The 20,479-nt window shown below is 34.2% G+C and carries 19 protein-coding genes, 3 tRNA genes and 1 pseudogene; 16 read left to right on the top strand and 7 right to left on the bottom strand.

The window, feature by feature from the left end; genetic code table 11:
* Positions 1-39 precede the first annotated feature (39 nt).
* Both wTpre_RS04255 and wTpre_RS07525 read right to left on the bottom strand, forming a co-directional pair.
* Positions 40-1,113 carry an AI-2E family transporter gene (locus wTpre_RS04255; protein WP_068652220.1) on the bottom strand — a complete coding sequence of 358 codons (1,074 nt, stop codon included), beginning with the start codon at positions 1,111-1,113 and terminating at the stop codon, positions 40-42.
* Between the two features lie 50 nt (positions 1,114-1,163).
* A pseudogene (locus tag wTpre_RS07525) lies at positions 1,164-2,049 on the bottom strand (alpha/beta hydrolase family protein).
* 101 nt (positions 2,050-2,150) lie between these two features.
* Here wTpre_RS07525 and wTpre_RS04245 point away from each other — a divergent pair.
* Positions 2,151-3,356 carry a bifunctional 2-C-methyl-D-erythritol 4-phosphate cytidylyltransferase/2-C-methyl-D-erythritol 2,4-cyclodiphosphate synthase gene (locus tag wTpre_RS04245; RefSeq protein WP_068652217.1) on the top strand — a complete coding sequence of 402 codons (1,206 nt, stop codon included), beginning with the start codon at positions 2,151-2,153 and terminating at the stop codon, positions 3,354-3,356.
* Positions 3,357-3,438: 82 nt separating this feature from the next.
* Here wTpre_RS04245 and wTpre_RS04240 read toward each other — a convergent pair whose 3' ends face one another.
* The 3 genes from wTpre_RS04240 to wTpre_RS04230 all read right to left on the bottom strand — a co-directional run bounded on the left by wTpre_RS04240 (position 3,439) and on the right by wTpre_RS04230 (position 7,712).
* A complete protein-coding gene (locus wTpre_RS04240) occupies positions 3,439-4,305 on the bottom strand; it encodes a ParB/RepB/Spo0J family partition protein (RefSeq protein WP_068652215.1) in 867 nt (288 codons plus the stop codon).
* Positions 4,302-5,144, bottom strand: coding sequence for a ParA family protein (locus tag wTpre_RS04235; protein ID WP_068652213.1), 843 nt, complete (start codon positions 5,142-5,144; stop codon positions 4,302-4,304). Before wTpre_RS04235 ends, wTpre_RS04240 begins: the two co-directional genes overlap by 4 nt.
* Before the next feature lie 87 nt (positions 5,145-5,231).
* Complete coding sequence (locus wTpre_RS04230; RefSeq protein WP_068652211.1) at positions 5,232-7,712, bottom strand: response regulator; 2,481 nt, start codon at positions 7,710-7,712, stop codon at positions 5,232-5,234.
* A gap of 159 nt (positions 7,713-7,871) precedes the next feature.
* On the opposite strand from wTpre_RS04230, the gene hemF reads away from it, so the two are divergent.
* From hemF to sucD, 8 genes are all read left to right on the top strand, one after another.
* Positions 7,872-8,696, top strand: a complete 825-nt coding sequence (hemF, locus tag wTpre_RS04225) for an oxygen-dependent coproporphyrinogen oxidase (protein ID WP_068652209.1) — start codon at positions 7,872-7,874, stop codon at positions 8,694-8,696.
* Positions 8,697-8,930: 234 nt separating this feature from the next.
* Entirely contained in the window at positions 8,931-9,131 is a 201-nt protein-coding gene (locus wTpre_RS07405) for a hypothetical protein (RefSeq protein WP_410543215.1), read from the top strand.
* Between the two features lie 418 nt (positions 9,132-9,549).
* Positions 9,550-9,621: transfer RNA gene (locus wTpre_RS04210), tRNA-Glu, on the top strand.
* Positions 9,622-9,653: 32 nt separating this feature from the next.
* Positions 9,654-10,349 (top strand): 16S rRNA (uracil(1498)-N(3))-methyltransferase, encoded by a 696-nt coding sequence (locus tag wTpre_RS04205; protein WP_068652207.1) that lies wholly within the window; start codon positions 9,654-9,656, stop codon positions 10,347-10,349.
* Positions 10,350-10,472: 123 nt separating this feature from the next.
* A tRNA-Pro gene (locus tag wTpre_RS04200) sits at positions 10,473-10,546 on the top strand.
* 199 nt (positions 10,547-10,745) lie between these two features.
* Positions 10,746-10,946, top strand: a complete 201-nt coding sequence (gene rpsU, locus wTpre_RS04195) for a 30S ribosomal protein S21 (protein ID WP_068652205.1) — start codon at positions 10,746-10,748, stop codon at positions 10,944-10,946.
* A 30-nt stretch (positions 10,947-10,976) separates the two neighbouring features.
* The gene (gene sucC / locus wTpre_RS04190; protein ID WP_068652203.1) at positions 10,977-12,137 is read left to right on the top strand and encodes an ADP-forming succinate--CoA ligase subunit beta; all 1,161 of its coding nucleotides are present in this window, start codon (positions 10,977-10,979) and stop codon (positions 12,135-12,137) included.
* 3 nt (positions 12,138-12,140) lie between these two features.
* On the top strand, positions 12,141-13,022 hold the full coding sequence (gene sucD / locus wTpre_RS04185; protein ID WP_068652201.1) for a succinate--CoA ligase subunit alpha: 882 nt from the start codon (positions 12,141-12,143) through the stop codon (positions 13,020-13,022).
* A 6-nt stretch (positions 13,023-13,028) separates the two neighbouring features.
* Here sucD and dapF read toward each other — a convergent pair whose 3' ends face one another.
* Entirely contained in the window at positions 13,029-13,823 is a 795-nt protein-coding gene (dapF, locus tag wTpre_RS04180; protein ID WP_068652199.1) for a diaminopimelate epimerase, read from the bottom strand.
* 71 nt (positions 13,824-13,894) lie between these two features.
* Here dapF and wTpre_RS06925 point away from each other — a divergent pair, with 71 nt between their 5' ends.
* Together wTpre_RS06925 and wTpre_RS06920 are read left to right on the top strand one after the other, a co-directional pair.
* A complete protein-coding gene (locus wTpre_RS06925; RefSeq protein ID WP_245609386.1) occupies positions 13,895-14,161 on the top strand; it encodes a hypothetical protein in 267 nt (88 codons plus the stop codon).
* A gap of 345 nt (positions 14,162-14,506) precedes the next feature.
* Positions 14,507-14,890: a hypothetical protein gene (locus wTpre_RS06920; protein ID WP_245609385.1), complete on the top strand. Its 384-nt coding sequence runs from the start codon at positions 14,507-14,509 to the stop codon at positions 14,888-14,890.
* 118 nt (positions 14,891-15,008) lie between these two features.
* Here wTpre_RS06920 and wTpre_RS04170 read toward each other — a convergent pair whose 3' ends face one another.
* Positions 15,009-15,581: a nitroreductase family protein gene (locus wTpre_RS04170; RefSeq protein WP_068652197.1), complete on the bottom strand. Its 573-nt coding sequence runs from the start codon at positions 15,579-15,581 to the stop codon at positions 15,009-15,011.
* Between the two features lie 96 nt (positions 15,582-15,677).
* Between wTpre_RS04170 and wTpre_RS04165 the strand changes: the two genes are divergently transcribed.
* From wTpre_RS04165 to gyrA, 5 genes are all read left to right on the top strand, one after another.
* Entirely contained in the window at positions 15,678-16,205 is a 528-nt protein-coding gene (locus tag wTpre_RS04165) for a biotin transporter BioY (RefSeq protein WP_068652195.1), read from the top strand.
* A complete protein-coding gene (locus tag wTpre_RS04160) occupies positions 16,202-16,636 on the top strand; it encodes a DUF1284 domain-containing protein (protein ID WP_068652193.1) in 435 nt (144 codons plus the stop codon). The genes wTpre_RS04165 and wTpre_RS04160 overlap by 4 nt, the downstream gene beginning before the upstream one ends.
* A gap of 32 nt (positions 16,637-16,668) precedes the next feature.
* The gene (locus tag wTpre_RS04155; RefSeq protein WP_068652192.1) at positions 16,669-17,535 is read left to right on the top strand and encodes a tetratricopeptide repeat protein; all 867 of its coding nucleotides are present in this window, start codon (positions 16,669-16,671) and stop codon (positions 17,533-17,535) included.
* Between the two features lie 64 nt (positions 17,536-17,599).
* A tRNA-Val gene (locus tag wTpre_RS04150) sits at positions 17,600-17,672 on the top strand.
* A gap of 51 nt (positions 17,673-17,723) precedes the next feature.
* Complete coding sequence (gyrA, locus tag wTpre_RS04145; protein WP_068652190.1) at positions 17,724-20,426, top strand: DNA topoisomerase (ATP-hydrolyzing) subunit A; 2,703 nt, start codon at positions 17,724-17,726, stop codon at positions 20,424-20,426.
* Positions 20,427-20,479: the final 53 nt, after the last annotated feature.

The following is a 20,479-nucleotide window of genomic DNA, read 5'->3' as shown; positions in this document are numbered from 1 at the left end:
AATGTATCAGAGGTCCTTTTTCTTTTTATCGTGAACTAATTAGCCATTTTTATAAAGATCACTTTCAAAATATTTATTAACTGTATATTCTACTAATACACTGAACATTGCTATTATTGGAATAAAAAATAATATACCTATAAACCCAAAATATGAGGTGCATATGACAACTCCTAAAATAATGATAGTTGGATGTATATGAACTTTTTTTCCTATTAATAAAGGCACTAATATGCTTGAATCTATTAATTGACCAACACTAAATAATAGCAAGACAGCAGCACTTTCAAACCATCCACTAAATTGAGTAATGGCGCTCAAAAATCCGATAATAGTGTATAATAATGGCCCTATATAGGGTATAAATGTTAATGTCCCTGATAAAATTCCAATAGCTACAGAATGTTTCAGCCCAATTATGCCAAGGCCCACGGAGTAAAAGATCATCATAACTATACATACGTTTAGCTGTCCCTTTAGGTAATTAGATATAATGAAATCTACTTTAGAAAAATAACCTACAGCTTTTTCTCTGTAAAGAATGGGAATTAGTTTACTAACCTTTTCTACAATTGAAGGCCAATCACGTAATACATAAAAAAACACCATAAGCGTAATAGCTATTAATGATACCATGTAAATCAAACTAAAGCTTGAACTTAGTACTTGAATTATAAGATTACTGCCCATGCTAAGAGCATTTATAAAATAAGATATATAATCACTGTAATTTTCTACTAGATTTTTAGACAAGTGATCAAATAAACTATCTTCAGTTTTTATATTAAGAAATTCTAGCACAGAAGGAATCACTTTAAGTTTTAGTGAAGGTATCTTATTGACTAAGAAATTTAATATTAAAGTAATTTGAAAATATATAATAGGTAAAACAAATGTAATAACTAATATAAAAGCTATCAATAAGGAAAGTGTTATAAAAAATACAGAACATGAACGCGGTATTCTGCATTTTTCAAACTTGGTTACTAGAGGGTTAAACAAATGTGCAACAAAAACGGATGTTAGACACGGAGCAATTATAGGACGCATCAAAAACAATGTCCCCATTATAAAAAGTAGTACACAACAAATAGTTATATGACGTTTTTGCATATGTCTAACATAGTCAATTTACCAAAAAAATATACAGTTTTTTGTAAGTACTATCTATGCATTGTTTTATTAAGTATCAGATCAGCTAAATTTTCATCCAATTCACAACCAGATAAAACTCCGTTGTGCGGGTCATATTCAAAGCTTTTCAAATTAACGATTTTGGTCAAGTTTTTATTTAACGATTGATTATCTTCTAGTCCTTTTGCTAATTTTGCAGCATATGGTATTAAGATATCTCTTTCATGATTAATGATCGCTATTAATATATCATTTTTGTAGCTTTTGTATATTGCTTACTATATAAAAGTCTAAATTTAGGACCTTAAGAATTTTTTAACAAACAAGAGGGTAGTATGATTAGAATTTTTGTCTGAGAAATTGGAAAATGCTTTATTGAATTGTAAAAAGAGCTAAAAGTGATGGTAAAAATAATACCTCCGAGCTTAATATCTCTGTCTGTAAAATATTTCAGCACTTCTGATGCAATTGCTCCTCCAAAGAAATGGCCAAGAAGTATAATGTTTTCAGGCTTCACACCATTGTCAATTAATTTACTAATTTCTTTTACTGAAGGCTGAGACAAGCTTTGATTCTTATTTATAAACGTAATCATGAGTGGTGGTACAGATAAAAAGGTGCAAGTTAAAGCTGCTAAGATGGCTAAGCTTGCTGTCCTAGATGTCATTGGATTAGTAAGTAATATTAAAGTTGGTAATAGTATTGATGTTCCTAAAAACAAGAAACTAGCTATTGCATAAGTTATATAGTTTTGAAATGCAATTGGGTGTTTATGTGCATGAGTGTGAAAATTAGACCTATGGAGATATGTAGATCTATCTTGTATATATCTGGCAACATTCTTATAATTATCACCTATTCCATGAAAAATATAAGATGTACCTCACTTTCTTTATTATAATTAGCAACGTGTATTATTTTCCTCTAGCATATATTACACCTAGTAAAAGAATATTCTTTTTTGAGAATTGGATCAACTTTTTTAAAATGCTAGATAACTAGTATTAACAACGAAAATGGTAAGCATGTACACTAACAGACTTGAGGAATACAAGATAGCAGCATTAATAGTTGCAGCAGGAGTAGGCAGTAGATGCAATGCCAAAACCCCTAAACAGTATATAAAATTGGCAGGTAAGTCCGTTTTATTTCACATAATTAGGAAATTCTTAGCTAATCAGCACATAAGTTACATAAGAGTGGTAGTGAATGAAAGTCAAAAAGATTTCTATAAAGAAGTTACGTCATCAACTATAGATACTAAATTGCTGAGTCCAGTATGTGGAGGAAAAAGCAGGCAGAGTTCAGTTGAACTTGGACTGGAGAGTTTGCAAAAGATCAATCCAGATTTTGTTATTATACACGACGCTTGTAGGCCTTTTGTATCAAATATTCTAATAAACAACTTGATTGAATCTATGATTAATGGTCAATATACAGGAGTAGTTCCAGCAATAGAAGTCGAGGATACTATATCGTTGGTGAGTAATAATTTCATTAAATCCACGATTTCAAGAGAAAAACTTAGAGCCATGCAAACTCCTCAAATTTTTAATTTCAGAGAATTATTATCGTGCCATCAATCAGTCAAAGAATTTACTGATGATTCATCACTAATAGTGGAGCATAAAAAACATGTTGCGATTATTGAAGGTGAGAAAAAGAATTTTAAGTTAACTACAAAAGAGGATATCAATATGGCAAAACTTCTCTTTGGAGAGCCAAAATTCCGTGTCGGAACCGGTTATGATATACATAAATTTGTTAAAATTCAAAATGATGCTAAGAGCTTTATAAAAATTTGCGGTGTGGAAATTGAGCATAATATGGCAATAGAGGCACATTCCGATGGTGATGTTGCAATACATGCAATCGTTGATGCAATACTCGGAGCACTAGGATGTGGCGATATAGGAGAACATTTTCCTCCTAATTCCTCTAAATGGAAGGATTGCAATTCATCTCATTTTCTTGGCTTTGCTGCTAAAAAAGCACAGGAAAAAGGATATAGCGTGTCTAATTTAGATATTACTATAGTTTGTGAAGAGCCTAAAATATTGCCTTACAAAGCAGGAATGAAGGAATTCATATCAAAAATATTAGAAATTAATGGTGAATTCGTAAGTATCAAAGCAACCACAGCGGAAAAATTAGGTTCTATTGGCAGAAATGAGGCAATAGCAACGTATGCTTCTGTGCTATTGCGTGCAAATTTTTATTGAAGGTAAAAACGAAACAACTTACTTGACAAACTCCACCATTCACTGCCATTACAAGGAAAGTGAGAAGTTTGTCAAGAAATTTCTATGAGCTACTTTCGACATTAATAGCTGATTCAAGTCTTCTATTCAAAATTTTCAATATAAAATCCAATTCATTTGAGTTGTTATAACGTATCATGACTTTACCCTTAGAATTACTTTCATTAATTTTGATCTTTAAACCAAGCTGAGAAGATATAGCTCCTTCTAATTCTGCCATATCTTGATTTTTAGTACACTTATGCTCTTTTTGGTCGTTATTTTGTTGTAAGTCTTTTATCAATTTTTCAGTTCGCCTAACGCTCAGGCCCTGAGAAACTATTCTTTCTGCAATACTTTCCGCATTTTTAACATTAATCAATGCTCTTGCATGACCCATAGACAATTTTTTCTCGTTGATCATTGTTTTTACTCCATTAGGGAGTGACAGCATTCGTATCATATTGGTTATGTGACTGCGGCTTTTACCTAAAGTTAAGGCTAATTCTTCGTGTGTATAGGAGAATTCATCTATTAGTTTTCTGTACGCCTCACCTTCTTCTATTGGATTAATATCTTGCCTCTGTATGTTTTCAATTATCGATACTTCTAAGCATTCCTTGTCATTTAAATCTTTTATGATAACCGGCACACTATCAAGATTTATGACCTTACTTGCTCGCCAACGACGTTCCCCTGCTACTATTTCATAACCTTCATTATTTGGATCTTTGCGCACCACAACAGGTTGTATTATACCATTTTTCTCTATCGAACCTGCAAGTTCTTTTAATGACTCCTTATCAAAATATTTTCTCGGCTGAAATTTACTCGGGTGTAGTAATGAAACAGGTAACCGATCTTCTTTATTACCATAATTATCGCCTATGAGGCCAGCAAGACCTCTACCTAATCGCCTATTGTCCTTCACGCTGCACCCTCACTCATCAGCTTTTCCTCTTTACAGATGCTCATGTGTTTCTTTAAAATTTCTTTTGCTAAACTTATATATGCTTGTGCACCAGGACACTTAAGATCATATACAATAGCAGGTTTTCCATGAGAAGGCGCTTCTGATAACCGTACATTACGTGGAATAATGGTCTCATACAAGGGGATAATAGTCTTATATACTTTATCATCTAAATATTGGCAAATATCATTTTTAATCTGCTCACTAAGTTTATTGCGTCTGTCATACATTGTGAGCAATATTCCCTCTATTAACAGGAAAGGGTTTAGGTTATTTCTTTTTATCAGCTCTACAGTCTTAACTAAATGGCTCAATCCTTCCAGAGCGAAAAATTCACACTGAAGAGGAACAATAATCGAGTCAGCAGCGGTCAGAGCATTGATAGTAAGCAGACCAAGTGATGGAGGACAATCGATAATTATGTACTCATAATTATTACGTACTTTCTCTAGCGTATCTTTTAGTACGAATTTTCCCTGCTCAAGTTGTGATAGCTCAATTTCTGCAGCTGATAAGTCAACCACCGATGAAATCAGCGACAGACTTGGAATTTCCTTTATATTGAAAATTGCCGATTCCACCAATTCACTTTCTCTGCTCAGCAGTATTTTATATATATTTTTTTCTTCCCTGCTACGATAAGAAATCCCAAGTCCTGTACTAGCATTTCCTTGAGGGTCAAGATCTACCAGTAAAGTACTTTTTCCCACAGCAGCAAAGGCTGTTGATAAATTTATACTAGTTGTAGTTTTACCAACTCCACCCTTTTGATTTACTACTGCAATGATCTTGCTCACGCCTTTTATCTTATGTATGAAATAATTCTATTGTATATATGCAAGAAATTTTTGCATTAGAAAAATTTTTTTTGTTGCCAATCATACTCAAAGTAAACTGCCTTTTTTTGTCTTGTGTAACACACTTTGAACCTTATTTCCCAACTCATTCAGAGTAAATGGTTTGGGTAAAAAATGGAAGTCTTCTATATTGATTTCATCACTCTTTAAGAAAGCATCCTCTGCATACCCAGAAATAAAAATAACTTTGATGTTTGGCCTATGTATCAATGTTTCTTTAACTATTTCTGGACCACTCACCTCTGGCATGATTACATCAGTGATTATTAGATCTATGTGTTGATTTTTTTTTCTAATGATCTCTAGTGCCTCGCTGCCTATACTCGCTTCTATTACATTAAATCCTTTTCTTGTAAGAGCCTTAGCAGTAAATTCCCTTACTGAATCTTCATCTTCAATTAATAAAATTATACCATTACCTTTAGTCTCTACCGGTTTCTCTATTTCTTTACTATCTTCCTCTTTATCATTTTCATCCGATATGTAAACTATGGGCAAAAATATGCTAAATTTAGTTCCATGATTCACTTTGCTAGCAACATAGATGTATCCTTCGGTTTGTTTAATAATGCCATATACAGTAGAGAGGCCAAGACCTGTACCAGAAGTAATATCTTTGGTAGAAAAAAATGGATCAAATGCCTTTTCAATTATATCACTCGTCATTCCACATCCAGTATCAATCACTTCAATCACAACATAATTCCCATGTTCAATCGTTTCCTTATCTGGAGAAAACATATCCTGAGGTGTAGAATTTAATGAATCAACCTTTTGATTAAAGGTTCGTATAGTTAACTCTCCCCCCTTTTCCATAGCAGCACCAGCATTAACTGCTAAGTTAAGCATAACTTGCTCTAATTGTCCCTGGTCAGCCCTAACAGCACCCAAATCGCTACCATAATAAATATTAAATTTTATATTTTCACCTATTAATCTTTTGATCATTTCATAAAGATTAGCTATCGTACCATTTACATTAATAATCTTTGGCTGCAAAGTCTGTCTTCTTGAAAAAGCAAGCAGTTGCCTTACTAAATTTGAACCACGTTTTGCATTTTGCTGTATCTGTATTATATCTCCAAAAGATGGATCGCTAGCTGAGTGCTGGAGTAAAAGCAAATCACAAAATCCTATTATTCCGGTTAATATATTATTGAAATCATGTGCAATACCACCTACTAATTGCCCTATAGCTTGAACCTTTTGATAATGCTCAAGTTTTATCTCTAGTTTTTTACGTTCAGTATTATCAATAAAATAACAAAGTATGAACATCACTTTATTATGAAGAAACTTATTAAAATATATTTTCATGTTATTACCGCCATTGAGCTGCACATCAAAGGAGGCATTATTTATCCTATTACTTGAAAAATATTCACGCACTTTCATGTGATAACCATCTGATATCAATGTAAAGATAGAATCATTATTTGACCCCGCAAGTTTTACTAATGCTATATTTTTCTTTATAAAATTGCCATTTATGTCGCATTGTGCAATAGCAATTGACGAATTTGTAAAACAAGGGTGTAGTTGATAATCAACAATATTTGATTCAGTTGGTGTTATAAAGCCATGTATATAGCTATGATTGTATTTATCACAAAATATAGCAGTACTCATATAAGCCTTAAATGGAGCACCGCTTATAGTAAAAAACATAATTTCATTTTTGGTTATTGTATCGTCATACTTAGATTGAGATATAAAATCATTGATTGAGCTACCTTTTTCCAATTTTTTTAGTTCAAACATGTCTAAAAATCTTTTATTTACAGATAAGATACCTCCTTTTGTATTTGCAACGTAAGTTGCTATATTGTGTTTCTCTATCAACTCTTCATATACCTGCTCTTTGTTTACCTGTGTTGCCTTCAGTACAAAATACCCATTCGGTCTTGCTATTGGGGCTAATGATAAATTTAAAGTCTTGTTACTATTTATAGCAATTTGTGGATTATCCGGTATTGGTTCAGAGAGCAAAAGAAAGTTAGATATTCTACTCTTCTTGCTTAAGGAGATGCATACTTTTACGGAAGTGTTATTTCTTAAAGCATGATAGAGTGATTTTCTGTCTTTTTCTGACACATCTCCTGCTTCAAGAATTTTATCTAGCGTAACATCATCGTTTATGTGATCTTTAAACCTTGCGTAGAACCTCGCATCAGCATAAATAATACCCTCATCTTTATGTAAAATGAGACAAAACTCTGTATTATGATTCAGCGCATTTGCAAATATCGCATTTTGAAACTCTATGATATTAAGTAGGTACTTGCAACGTTTTATATTATATACCACAAAGAGAGTCATTAGAATGCTAATTAATAAATTAATCTCTATATTAACATGCTGACTATATACATTAGAAAAATAGAGCAGTGATATTGCTATTGGAGGTAAGAACATAATGACTGCCATCACAATAATTGATATCTCATAATTTCTTAGTATGAAGTCAACTCTGTTCTCTTTTTTCTTATCTATGTATCTTTTACCCATTATTACTGCTTGGCATCCTTGCACATATAAAAATACTCTACTATATTAATTTAATTATTATAGATTTATTAATATCCTTGATAGGTAGTTGCTATCCCAATCTAATTAAGCCCTGTAAACATAGAGTACAGTAATATTAATAAGCAAACAGAAGGCATTATGGAAAAACAAAAGACACAAGCATTTGAATGGTTCTGCGCACTGAGAAACAAGATCACCGAATCTTTCTTATCAATTGAGGTACAGTCATTCACACAACCAAAAATCGAAAAAAGAAAGTGGAACCGACCAGGTGGAGGAAGTGGTGAATCTACAATTATCTTTGGTAATATTTTTGAAAAAGTTGGAGTAAACGTTTCAAGAGTATACGGAAAGCTCGAAGACTCAGCCATTAATGAAATTCCTGGTGCAAGTGAAAGCAATGGAGAGTTTTGGGCAAGCGGTATATCTTTAGTGTCTCACATGCAGTCTCCCCTTATCCCTGCAGCACATATGAACACAAGGCTGATATATACCTCAAAACAATGGTTTGGTGGAGGAATGGACTTTACTCCAATTTATAAAGATGAGGGAGATTGCAAGTATATTCACGAATCAATTAAAACAACTTGCGATGAGTTCAACATCGAATATTATCCGAAATTTAAAAAGCAATGTGATGATTACTTTTTTTTACAACATAGGAAAGAGCCACGTGGTATTGGTGGAATTTTTTATGACAATCTAACTTCTGGCAACTGGAAAAATGATTTTGAGTTCACAAAAGCAGTAGGTGAAGCCTTTTTAGAAATTTACTTACACATCATACGCAAACATATGCAAAAATCTTGGACAAAAGAACAACGAGAAGAACAATTGATAAAACGTGGCAGATATGTGGAGTTCAATCTTCTCTATGATCGTGGTACAAGGTTTGGTTTAATGACTAATGGCAACCCCGATGCAATTATGATATCGATGCCTCCTCTTGTTAAGTGGGTGTAAAAAGCAGTTATTAATATAAAATAAATCGTTATAGTTTAAGATTGTACCAGAATGGTAAGCTTTTGTATAGAGGGGTACAATCATGGGTTAGTAGATAGTTTTTTTTAATTAAATCCTCTAGAAGTAGCAATATTAAGAGGCATGAGGCTAGCTTCAAGTCTCCATAATATAGTAAACAGCTTTGAAAAACTCTTTTCTAAAATTAATCCTTTTAGGAACAAGTGGTGATTTGGCTTGAATAATAATCAAACTCTAAATCGAGCTTTAGAGTATGCAGTAACAAATCTTGATCATAATGTAATGACGTTACTTATTAGTGCTGAAGCAAATATTAATGAAATAAATAATAGTATAGGAAATGTAATCCTTCAATACAAAATAGCATCAGAAGATATGCAGTACGGAGATAAGGACAGTCTCAAAGATCATACCTAAAAAACCTACTAGAATTTTTGAGCATGATGATTTTTTCTTTTAAAAGAGCCCATTTATGATGAGGTATATGACGCTAAGGTTAGCAACTAATTAGAAAAGTTGAGAGTATCGGAAGAATCCATTTATGCTGAAGTATATGATATGCATAAAGGGTCTGCTGAATTTATTATTGAAAGATAGTGGTTGTTCTAGTATATCAGGATAACCTGTTTATGAAGATGTATCAGATACAAAAGTTAAACAAATTAGAATTAGGATCTAAAGCTCCTAAATCTGAGATAGGTTCAGTAAGCATTAAACATGGGGTAATAGGAGACTGTCGATATAAAATCACTGATATATCACTCTAACTGTGTGATTCAAAATAATTGAATTGACTTTATATGTATAATCGATATAACTCAGTTAGATTCAAGTTGACTCTTTCGTCTAGTGGTTAGGACACCACCCTTTCACGGTGGTAACACGGGTTCAAATCCCGTAAGAGTCACTCAAACAGAATGCAAATAACTAAAGTTTTCAATGAAAAAAATTAGGCTTTATGTTGAAGAAGCTTTATCAAAAAATGTAAGTTCGGTGCTTCATCCACGACAAAGTCACTATATTTACAATGTAATGCGGCTTAAGAAGCATGATAAAATCTATCTTTTTAATGGAAAGGATGGAGAATGGTTAGGAGAAGTAGTGAATATATCAAGCAAATCGACAAAAATTATAATAAAAGAACGCACTAAACAACAACAACATGAAAAAAATCTATATTTGTATTGTGCTCTGGTAAAAAGCGGCGCCTTAAGCAACATAGTAAGACAAGCAACTGAAATGGGAGTAACCTGCATTCAATTTATTTCAACAGAACGTACAGTAGTAAAAAACATTAACCTAAGTAGAGCGAAATTACAGGCAATTGAAGCTGCGGAACAATCCGGTAGGACAAGTATACCACAGATTTTTCTTCCTATTAATTTTTGTGAATTATCCGATTCTCAGAATAAAAATTTTGTTTTGTGTGATGAAACAGGTGAAGGACAACCTCCTAATAAAGTTCTAAAAGGCAAGAAAAACGTTGCTATTATTGTTGGCCCCGAAGGGGGTTTTTCATCTTGCGAACTTGATTCTGCCAATAAATTTTGTCAGAAACTGAGTCTAGGAAAAAGAATTTTGAGAGTTGATACTGCTGTAGTTGCTGCATTAACCTTCACCAATTGGTATAGCTAGATTTTTTTAATATGGCTAGTGCAACTTGACACTCTATATAAAGAAATCTGAATTATATTTTTCCTAAAAGAAATAAATGAAACTTGCATTTTTCCGAACTATAGATACTCTTAGTAAAGAAGTCGGGGCGTAGCGCAGCCTGGTAGCGCATTTGGTTTGGGACCAAAGGGTCGGGAGTTCAAATCTCTCCGCCCCGAGATTGGAAAAATTACAAGAGCACTGTAGCCCAAGAGCAATTTTTATCAGCAAGTAAATGATTGACAGCAAAATGAAGCTTTTTTTCATATAAATCACTGCATATCATATTCTATCGCTCAAGTTTATAAAATAATTGACAATGTTAATTTTCTAATCTATAAATGGATTTTGAAGTGATTACCGAAGGAGGTATAGAGTTTGATTGAAGTATCAGTCCATTATGGTGATGTAGATAGAGCTCTTCCGGTGTTGAAAAAAATAATTCAGAAGGAAGGAAGAGGGGTCAAAATGAAAAAAAAATATCACGAAAAGAAATCGGAGAAAACAGCTAAAAAAAAAGCTGAAGCAAGGAAAAAGAGGTATCAGCAGGAATGCAGGAGACAGCGTTATGGTTGGTAGCTTTTACTAAGGTTAATAATTAGTTATCTTATGAATATTCACGAATATCAAGCAAAGGAAATTTTACACAAGTTTAATGTTCCGGTACCAAAGGGTTTTGTTGCCACATCTGCAGAAGAAGTAGAAACTCAAATAAATCAACTGAAATCTGACGTGTATGTGGTTAAAGCTCAGATTCATGCAGGTGGTCGGGGTAAAGCTGGTGGAGTAAAGCTAGCAAAGTCAGCTAAAGAGGCTCAACAACTTGTAAAGGACATGCTTGGCGTAGCTTTAGTTACTCATCAAACAGGGCCAAGCGGACAGCAGGTAAAGAGAGTATACATTGAAGAAGGTTCAAGCATTAAAAAGGAATACTATTTGAGTCTAGTAGTCGATCCAAAGCTTAGTAGACTAGTATTTATATTTTCTTCGGAAGGTGGAATGGATATCGAAGAAGTAGCAAAAAATTCTCCTGCAAAGATTGTGAATTTTGATATTGACCCTGCTACTGGTTTTACAAGTTTTGGTAACAATGAGCTTTGCAATAGCTTTAATCTGAGTTCAGAACAAATAGGAAAGGTAACTAATATTGCAAAAAATATATATGATGCGTTTATTACAACTGATGCGAGCCAGATAGAAATTAATCCCCTAGTTGAAACGAATGCCGGGGATTTTATTGCACTTGATGCTAAAATTAATTTTGATGACAATGCTCTGTACCGTCATTCAGAAATCGTGAGCCTACGTGATTACGATGAAGAAGTCAAAGAAGAAATAGAAGCTTCAAAGCATGGTCTCAGTTATATAAAAATGGATGGCAATATTGGTTGCATGGTGAACGGTGCAGGTCTTGCTATGGCAACAATGGATATAATAAAGTACTATGGAGCAGAGCCTGCTAACTTTCTAGATGTTGGTGGTGGAGCAAGTAAGGAAACTGTCACTGAAGCATTTAAAATTATATTGTCTGATAGTAATGTAAAAGGAATTTTGGTTAATATATTTGGCGGTATAATGCGTTGTGATCTCATTGCAAATGGAGTAGTTGAAGCTGCAAAAGAAATAGATATTAAGGTCCCTTTAGTGGTTAGATTATCAGGCACTAACTTCAAAGAAGGAAAAAGAATTTTAGAAGAGTCGGGGCTAAATATTATTGCTGCAGACGAACTTGACGAGGCTGCACAGAAAATAGTACAAGAGGTGAAGTAGGGTATGTCTGTTTTAGTAAATAAAGATACAAGATTAATATGTCAGGGCTTTACTGGTGCACAAGGCACATTTCATTCGGAACAAGCAATTAGCTATGGAGTCAAAATGGTTGGTGGTATAACTCCTAGCAAGGGTGGAAGCACTCACCTTAATTTACCAGTTTTTAATACCGTAGTAGAGGCTAAAGAAAAAACTGACGTGAATGCTACTGTTATATATGTACCTGCTAGATTTGCAGCTGATGCGATACTTGAGGCAATAGATGCAGAGATAGAATTAATAGTTTGCATCACAGAGGGCATTCCTATACTTGACATGGTAAAGGTAAAGCACGCTCTCTCTGGTTCAAACAGTCGATTGATTGGCCCAAACTGTCCAGGGGTTATTACACCCGAAGAATGCAAAGTAGGAATTATGCCAGGACATATTCACAGACGTGGACATATAGGAATTATGTCTCGCTCTGGAACTTTAACTTATGAGGCGGTAGCACAAACAACTGCTGTTGGTCTTGGTCAGTCAACATGTATAGGAATTGGAGGGGATCCTGTTCATGGTATGACGTTTGTTGATTGTATGGAATTGTTTTTGAAAGATGATGACACTCATGGTATTGTGGTTATTGGTGAAATAGGTGGAAACGAAGAAGAGGATGTATCACATTTTGTGAGAACAGAAAAAACTAAAAAGCCAATCATTGGTTTTGTAGCAGGTCAAACAGCACCTCCAGGAAGACGTATGGGGCACGCTGGGGCTATTATCTCCTCTAGTGGAGGAAGTGCTGGTGCAAAGTTAGAGATTATGCGTAGTGCTGGAATTGCGATTGCAGAAACCCCTGCTGTGATTGGTAAAAAGGTGTTAGAAGTAATGAGTGTCAGTGCCTAGCATAAGTCATAAAAACCCTATATCCCCCGTCATCAGTATATTTTTCGACCACTCAATCAGTAACTGACCTCCTGGTAAATGCACTGAAGTTTGTTTGGTAGCCAAGCACTTACGAAGTATAGATGCAACAAGTGCTGCACAAGCCGCACTACCACATGAAGCAGTAATACCCGTTCCTCTTTCCCAAACTCTTAAGTTTATTTCTCCAGATTTTTCTATTTGTGCAATACTAACATTTGTTTTCTGAGGAAATAATTCGTGATTTTCTAGCTTTGGTCCTAAATTCTGCAATGGTATTTCGCTTATGTTATCAACAAAAAAAACTATATGAGGGTTACCAATATTTACTGAAACTGGCTCTTTCAGCATTTCAACCTCTATAGGTAGATAAAGGGGATCGCATTCACAAGAAAGAGGAATTTCATTCCATTTAAGAAGTGGTTTACCCATATTGACCTTTATTGATTTATCACCTACTTTAAAACATTCTAAGATACGATTATTTATCAGCTCAATAGTGATATATTCAGTACCTTTTTCTGACATTATCAAATATCCAACACAGCGTGCTGCGTTTCCACACATTTCAGCTCGACTACCGTCAGCATTGTAGATATGCATAAAGCAGTTTGCAGCATTAGACATTGTTATAATTATCACTTGATCACAACTGCCTTGATCAGCAATTTGTCTATAATTCCAGTCTAAATTATTTGCTGAACGTGAGTCTATGATAACAAAACTATTACCAGTACCATGCATCTTTACAAACGGGATCTTGTCTGTTAGGTTACTTATCATTATAGCAAAATTATATAAGTGAAATTTTTTTTCTAATTACAGCTGTTTTGTATTCTATAGTTTTCTGTAATGTGAGTGCTAAGTCAATACCGGAGAACAGCAAAATGCTCTTTTGGCAAACTGGAGTTAGAAAGGGAGCAAATGTTTTAAATAGAAAAGTTGATAGTGACTTAATCAAAGCAGCAAAGGAATACAAAATTGGTTTTATTCGTCTTGCTCCTGACAAATTTAAAACTACGCAACGTGACTCCCTCTTAGGCAATGCAGACAATTATCCGGGCCTGATTTCCAAAGACCTGAAAGGTCTGAAAGATGTTTTAGATGCTTTTCATCAATAAAAAATAACAGTAGTGTTAACGATGCTTAGCTTACCTGGATCTAGATGGAAGCAAAATAATCACGATAAAGATGATTTACGTTTATAGTCAGATCAATCTTTTCAAAAACAAGCAGCAAAATTTTGGCAAGATCTTGCGAAAGAGCTTAAAGATCGTCCTGCTATTTTAGATATAATATCTTAAATGAACCACATCCAGAAAGGCTTTATAATACTGCAGACTCGGCTATTTCTAACCTAGAATAAAGCAAAGTTCAGAAGAATCTATTTGGCTTTTATAGCAACGTGGTAAACAGTATCCGCCAAGTTGGCTCAGATACCCCAATAATACTTGATAGCAGCAGTTATGCTGACTCTAATACTTTTAAAAAATTTGAACCAGTTAGTGATAAATGTTCTTTATTCATTTCATATATGTGAGCCCTTTGCTTATACAAACTTAAAATTAAACCAAGGTAACTTCGCCTACCCTGAACATGTTCAATCTTTTGATGCAAAAAAAGTAGAGTATTGGAATAAAGATAAGTTAAAATCATATATAGAACCTGTAAAAATTTTCCAAAAGAGGTATAATATAACAGATTATAAGATCCTTGCTGGAGAGTTTGGCGGGCACCGCTGCTCAAAAGGATTAGAGCACTATTTTCGAGATATTACTTCTATTTTTAATGAATATAATTGGCATTTTGCTGTTTATGGCTTTCGAGAAGATATATGGGATGGACTATGAACTTGGAAGTAAGAAATTATCGTGGAAAGATTGGCAAGCAATTGAAGAGGGTAGGATGAAAAAAAAATTATTTGCCAAATAATTCATATATTAAGATATTAAGAGAAGAATGGTCAAGTCAGCTCGCTGGCCATTCGTCATAAAAGAATATTTCTTTTATTGGTCTTCTTTGTTTTTCTTTGACTTCAGTACCCTCTTTTTCATAACCAACTGCTATCACTGACATTACATTAAAATCATCAGGTATATTGAATCTCTTAACTATTTTATCTCTATTAAACCCACCCATTTGATGAGCTACTAAGTTCATAGCTGCAGCCTGCAGCATAAGTGCATAATTTGCTGCACCAGTATCATGCTTAGCCCAAAAATTTTCTCCTTTACCTTGTTTGCGAAAGTTCTTAGCGCTTAGAGATATAATTAGTATTTGTGCATCTTTTGCCCACTTTTGATTAGATTCATCAAGACAACCGAACAATTTTTTCCATGCGCTTTGATTGTTCTGTTTGTTGCATATCACATATCGCCAAGGTTCATCACCAAAACATGAGGGTGTGAGCCTTACAGCTTCTATTAAAATATCCATTTCTTTCTGAGAAATTGCTCTTGTAGGATCGTATGAACGTCCGCTGTGTCTTTCTTTCATTAACGATAATAGATCTTGTTTACTCATCATTTTTAAATAGTGCATAAACAATTCATTATAGCGCAATATAAGCAAAATTTAAATTGCAAAACCTCTTATACACATATATTACATATAGTAAGTTATTTTTATTGGGAAGATATGTTTATAACACAATCAAGCAGTAGGTCAACACTGGCTGAAATATTGTCTTGTGTTTTACTTTTATTCTTGATGGCTCAAATAAGCATACCATTGCAGCCTGTGCCTATCACATTGCAAACTTTAGGATTAATGATTGTTGGGCTTAAATTTAACCGCAGAACAGCATTCTATTCTGTGCTTACATATCTGTCACTTGGTGTAGCAGGATTTCCTGTTTTTGCGAATTTTTCTGGTGGTCATCACATTTTTCTCGGGCCAACAGGTGGATATTTGATTGGCTGTTTAGTTTCTGTTGTAGTAATGAGTAGAGTAAATGAATTACTGAACTCTAAATATAAATCATTTATGTGTAATTCTTTAAGTTGTCTGGCGGGTACAGTCGTAGTCTTTATTTATGGTATCAGTTGGCTTACTATTTACGTGGGTCTAAAACAAGCAATAATGGTAGGTGTTTTACCATTCATCCTTCCTGGTTTAGTAAAAATTTTTCTACTTGTAGCAGCTTTGCATTATTTGAAAAAGTGATAAGGTTTCGTCCTCATCATTTTATGTGCACTCCTGCATTTCAAGGGTATGGATATTCTCGGAGCTTTGTAGAAAATTACAAAAAGATAGCAAGTAAAGTAATTAGTGATCCTAATACTAAAATCGAAGTAGTTGATAATCTTGACAATATTTGCAGTGTTTGCCCAAACCAGACTAAACAAGGTAAATGTACCACACAAGCTAAAGTTTTAGAGCTAGATAGAAGGCATATGGAAATATTAGGAATAAAAATTGGCGAGATTTTGACCTGGAGTAAAGCAGTCAAAAGAATTAGAAAGAAAATGTCTTTAGAGAAATTTGACTACGCATGTGAGGAGTGTAATTGGCAACCATATGGAATGTGTAGAAGTGCTCTTTTAACTCATTCTAAATATTATCTGCCAATTAATAATATCTTTATTATTAGATAAGATAAGTAATTTAGCATTTATGAATTTGTAATGTGTTGCGTATAGTTCAAAGAAATAAGATTTACTGGTTACGCGCTGCAGCCAACGCCACAACACTAGGATCTATGTTTGTCTGCATGTTAATTTGCGTTGTGATTTTATGGAGGTCTTCTGTTACCTATGCTAGTGAAAATTTGGAGATACAGAAGGTCTTTGATAGTGTTATCAAGCATATAAAAGATGATAAAAAATATAAAGATCTTGATGTTCTCGAGAGAAAAAGTGACAAATTTAATATCAAAATTTCGCATAATTCTGGTAAGAATTTTGATATACACTCTATTTTAAAAAAAGCAAAAGATTCCTTTGAGTTAGGAGATAGTGAAACAGCTACTTCTCTCCTCAATCAGATTATTGCAAGATTTCCTTATCATGAAAGTGCTTTAATTGGACTAGGGAATATCTATTACGCTAACAAAGAATTTAAAAAAGCTGTAGAGATTTACACAAGACTGTTAAAAGAATATCCTAGCAACCCTTATGTATTAAAGAATTTTCTGACGATAATCTCACAATATGATCCTAATTTAGCATTGAGTAAAATGTTGAAATTGTATAATACACTCAGAAATAGCGCCCCTTTATCAGCAAATTTAGGTTTGATCTATATGAAAAAAGGGGATTACGTAAAAGCTAAAGAATATATGAAAGCAGCAACTTCTTTAGATCAAAACAATGTTTTTTATACCTATAATTTAGCTGTTATTCTAGATAAGCTCTCAGATTTTAAAAATGCCACAGCATGTTATTCAAAGTTGTTGAACATGTCAAAAAATGCAAGTGAAAGAATACCTTTATACAAGGTAGCAGCAAGACTAAAATTTATACAACTCCATAGTGCACACCCAGCGATTCCATAAGAGTTGCTTGTATCGCTATTTTTGTTTACAACAACAACATTGAGCTATAGAATTGTTTCTAGAGGGGCAATTAGCTCAGCTGGTAGAGCATCTCGTTTACACCGAGGAGGTCGGCAGTTCAAGTCTGTCATTGCCCATTAGCCTAGCTGAATATTAACATTACGATTATTTCAATCAAAATATAGGAAATGCAAGACAACATAGTACCAGTTTCAATAGTGAAAGAGCTAGAGGATTCTTATCTCTCCTACGCAATGAGTGTGATCATAAGTCGAGCTATACCTGATGTGCGAGATGGATTTAAACCTGTTCATAGGCGCATATTATACGCAATGTCGAGGGCTGGGTTCGATGCCGGTAAACCGTATAAAAAAGCAGCTCGTATAGTCGGGGATGTAATGGGGAAATATCACCCACATGGTGACATGGCTATCTATGATTCCTTGGTCAGGATGGCTCAAGATTTTTCTCTTCTTTTACCACTGATTGATGGGCAAGGTAACTTTGGTTCAATAGATGGAGATCCGCCAGCTTCAATGCGATATACAGAAGCAAGGCTCCACAGAGTGTCGCATTTTTTACTAAATGATATTGACGAAGATACAGTTGATTTTAGGCCAAACTATGATGGAAATGAAACAGAGCCTGTTGTACTGCCTGCAGAATTTCCGAATCTATTGGTAAATGGTGCAAGCGGTGTTGCAGTTGGTATGGCAACCAATATTCCTTCTCACAACCTTGGAGAAATAATAGATGCTTGTATGTTATATATAGATAATCCTGAAGTTACTTTGGATGAGTTACTTGAAGTGATACCAGGTCCGGATTTTCCAACTGGGGGAACGATTCTTGGAAGGTCTGGAATAAGATCAGCATTTGCAACGGGTCGTGGATCAATTGTTGTGCAAGGCAAGACTCACATGGAAGACCTGACACAAGATAGGCAAGCAATAGTGATTGATGAAATACCTTACCAGGTAAATAAAGTAAAATTAATTGAGAAGATAGGTGAGCTTGTAAAAGAAAAAAGAATTGATGGCATAACAGAAATTAGGGATGAGTCAGATCAGTCTGGTATTAGGATAGTAATTGAACTCAGAAGAAATGCTGAAGCGAGTTTTATACTTAATCAAATATTGGGACTAACTCCACTAAGAAGTAGTTTTAGTGTTAACACTCTAGTCCTCAACAATAACAAGCCTGCTTTGATGTCATTAAGGGAAATTATAGCTGCTTTTGTTGATTTTAGAAAAGAAGTATTAATCAGGAGAACAGAATTTCGTCTAAGAAAAACTAGGGAAAAAGCTCATATATATACAGGGCTCTACATTGCGGTCTTGAGCATAGATGAAGTGATAAAAATCATCCGTGGTGCAAAAGATCCTGCAGAAGCAAGTAGAGAGCTTTTAAATAAAGAATGGAAAACTTCAGCTGAGATAAACACAATTATTGGATTAATCTCAGACAGCATGAGCTTTTTGAAAGACGGAGTGTATAGATTAACTGAGTTGCAAACGAGAGCTATTCTTGACATAAAATTGCAACGTTTAACAGGCCTTGAAAAAGGCAAATTAGAAGCTGAGCTAAGTTCAATGATCAACCTGATAAAAGAATATATCGCTTTTCTTGGCTCAAGAGAGAAGTTGATGAAAGAAATAAAAAACAATCTACAAGAAATAAAGAACAGATTTGCTGTGCCGCGAAAAACTTCAATAGAGGAATCAGATACGGACATTGAAGCTGAAGATCTAATTCCACAAGAGGATATGGTGATAACCGTAACTATGAATGGTTATATTAAGCGTGTGAAGCTTTCTCATTATAGAACTCAGCGTCGTGGTGGAAAAGGAAAGCTAGGACAAGGATTAAAAGAAGAGGATGTAACCACAAAATTATTTGTTGGGAATACCCATACTAGCCTTTTATTCTTTTCTAATATTGGCCGAGTTTATAGATTAAAAGTTTATAAGTTACCTCTTGCAGAGCCAACTGCACGTGGAAGAGCACTTGTTAATATATTCCCGCTTAGTGATGGTGAAACTATGACTAATATAATGCCATTACCAAGTGAAAATGACGAAAATCAAAACATAGTTTTTGCTACTGCTCATGGGAACATAAGGCGCAATTCTTTAGCGGATTTTCACTATATTCCAAGCAATGGAAAAATAGCAATCAAGCTTGATGAAGGAGATAAGTTAATATCAGTTAAAGTATGCAATGAAATTGATCATGTTTTTCTTTCAACAAGATTCGGCAAAAGCATCAGATTTGTTGTGAGTGATGTGCGTCAATTTAAAAGTCGCAATTCAGATGGCGTAAGAGGTATCAAACTTGCAAAGAATGACGGCGTGATATCTATGACCATATTAAATGGGATAGGTGTAGCAACAGAAACAAAAGAACTTTACTTAAAAGTTCCACTTGCAAAAAGATTGGGGGCTGCGATTAATAGCTCCATTGATTCTAAATTGGAAAGGACTTTGAATGATTTAGGGATAGATAACGAATTATTCTTAAAACTTGTAGTGAATGAGGAGTTTATATTAACTATTACCGAAAATGGCTTTGGTAAAAGAACTTCTGCGTATGAGTATAGGATAACAAGTAGAGGTGGTGTTGGTATTACAAATATCCTTACTACCGATAGAAACGGTAATGTTGTTGCTAGCTTTCCAGTTGAACAGGGTGATAATATCATGCTTATTACAGATAAAGGAAAGTTAATTCGTATTTCAGTAAATGATATCAGAATTGCAGGACGTAGCACTCAAGGAGTCACTCTGTTTAAAACAGAGAGTAGAGAAAAGGTGGTGTCAGTCGCGAAAATTGAGGATCCTGATTCCACTGAAGATAGTATTTCCGAAATTGAAAACTCTGTTTCTTCTTAACTGTATAGCAAAGGTTAAGCAAATAGTGCAAATTTCTATTGATTAATCTATAG

The sequence above is a fragment of the Wolbachia endosymbiont of Trichogramma pretiosum genome (assembly GCF_001439985.1).
GTDB lineage: Bacteria > Pseudomonadota > Alphaproteobacteria > Rickettsiales > Anaplasmataceae > Wolbachia.
Note: the sequence above shows the minus strand (reverse complement) of the source record. Positions and strands in the feature narration are given on the sequence as shown.

Coding starts and splice junctions, on each gene's coding strand:
- dapF (WP_068652199.1), bottom strand. CDS start 13,823: ATGATAAGTAACCTAACAGACAAGATCCCGTTTGTAAAGATGCATGGT.
- sucC (WP_068652203.1), top strand. CDS start 10,977: ATGAATATTCACGAATATCAAGCAAAGGAAATTTTACACAAGTTTAAT.
- wTpre_RS04245 (WP_068652217.1), top strand. CDS start 2,151: ATGGTAAGCATGTACACTAACAGACTTGAGGAATACAAGATAGCAGCA.
- wTpre_RS04230 (WP_068652211.1), bottom strand. CDS start 7,712: ATGGGTAAAAGATACATAGATAAGAAAAAAGAGAACAGAGTTGACTTC.
- wTpre_RS04170 (WP_068652197.1), bottom strand. CDS start 15,581: ATGCACTATTTAAAAATGATGAGTAAACAAGATCTATTATCGTTAATG.
- wTpre_RS04165 (WP_068652195.1), top strand. CDS start 15,678: ATGTTTATAACACAATCAAGCAGTAGGTCAACACTGGCTGAAATATTG.
- wTpre_RS04205 (WP_068652207.1), top strand. CDS start 9,654: ATGAAAAAAATTAGGCTTTATGTTGAAGAAGCTTTATCAAAAAATGTA.
- hemF (WP_068652209.1), top strand. CDS start 7,872: ATGGAAAAACAAAAGACACAAGCATTTGAATGGTTCTGCGCACTGAGA.
- wTpre_RS06920 (WP_245609385.1), top strand. CDS start 14,507: ATGCTGACTCTAATACTTTTAAAAAATTTGAACCAGTTAGTGATAAAT.
- wTpre_RS04255 (WP_068652220.1), bottom strand. CDS start 1,113: ATGCAAAAACGTCATATAACTATTTGTTGTGTACTACTTTTTATAATG.
- gyrA (WP_068652190.1), top strand. CDS start 17,724: ATGCAAGACAACATAGTACCAGTTTCAATAGTGAAAGAGCTAGAGGAT.
- sucD (WP_068652201.1), top strand. CDS start 12,141: ATGTCTGTTTTAGTAAATAAAGATACAAGATTAATATGTCAGGGCTTT.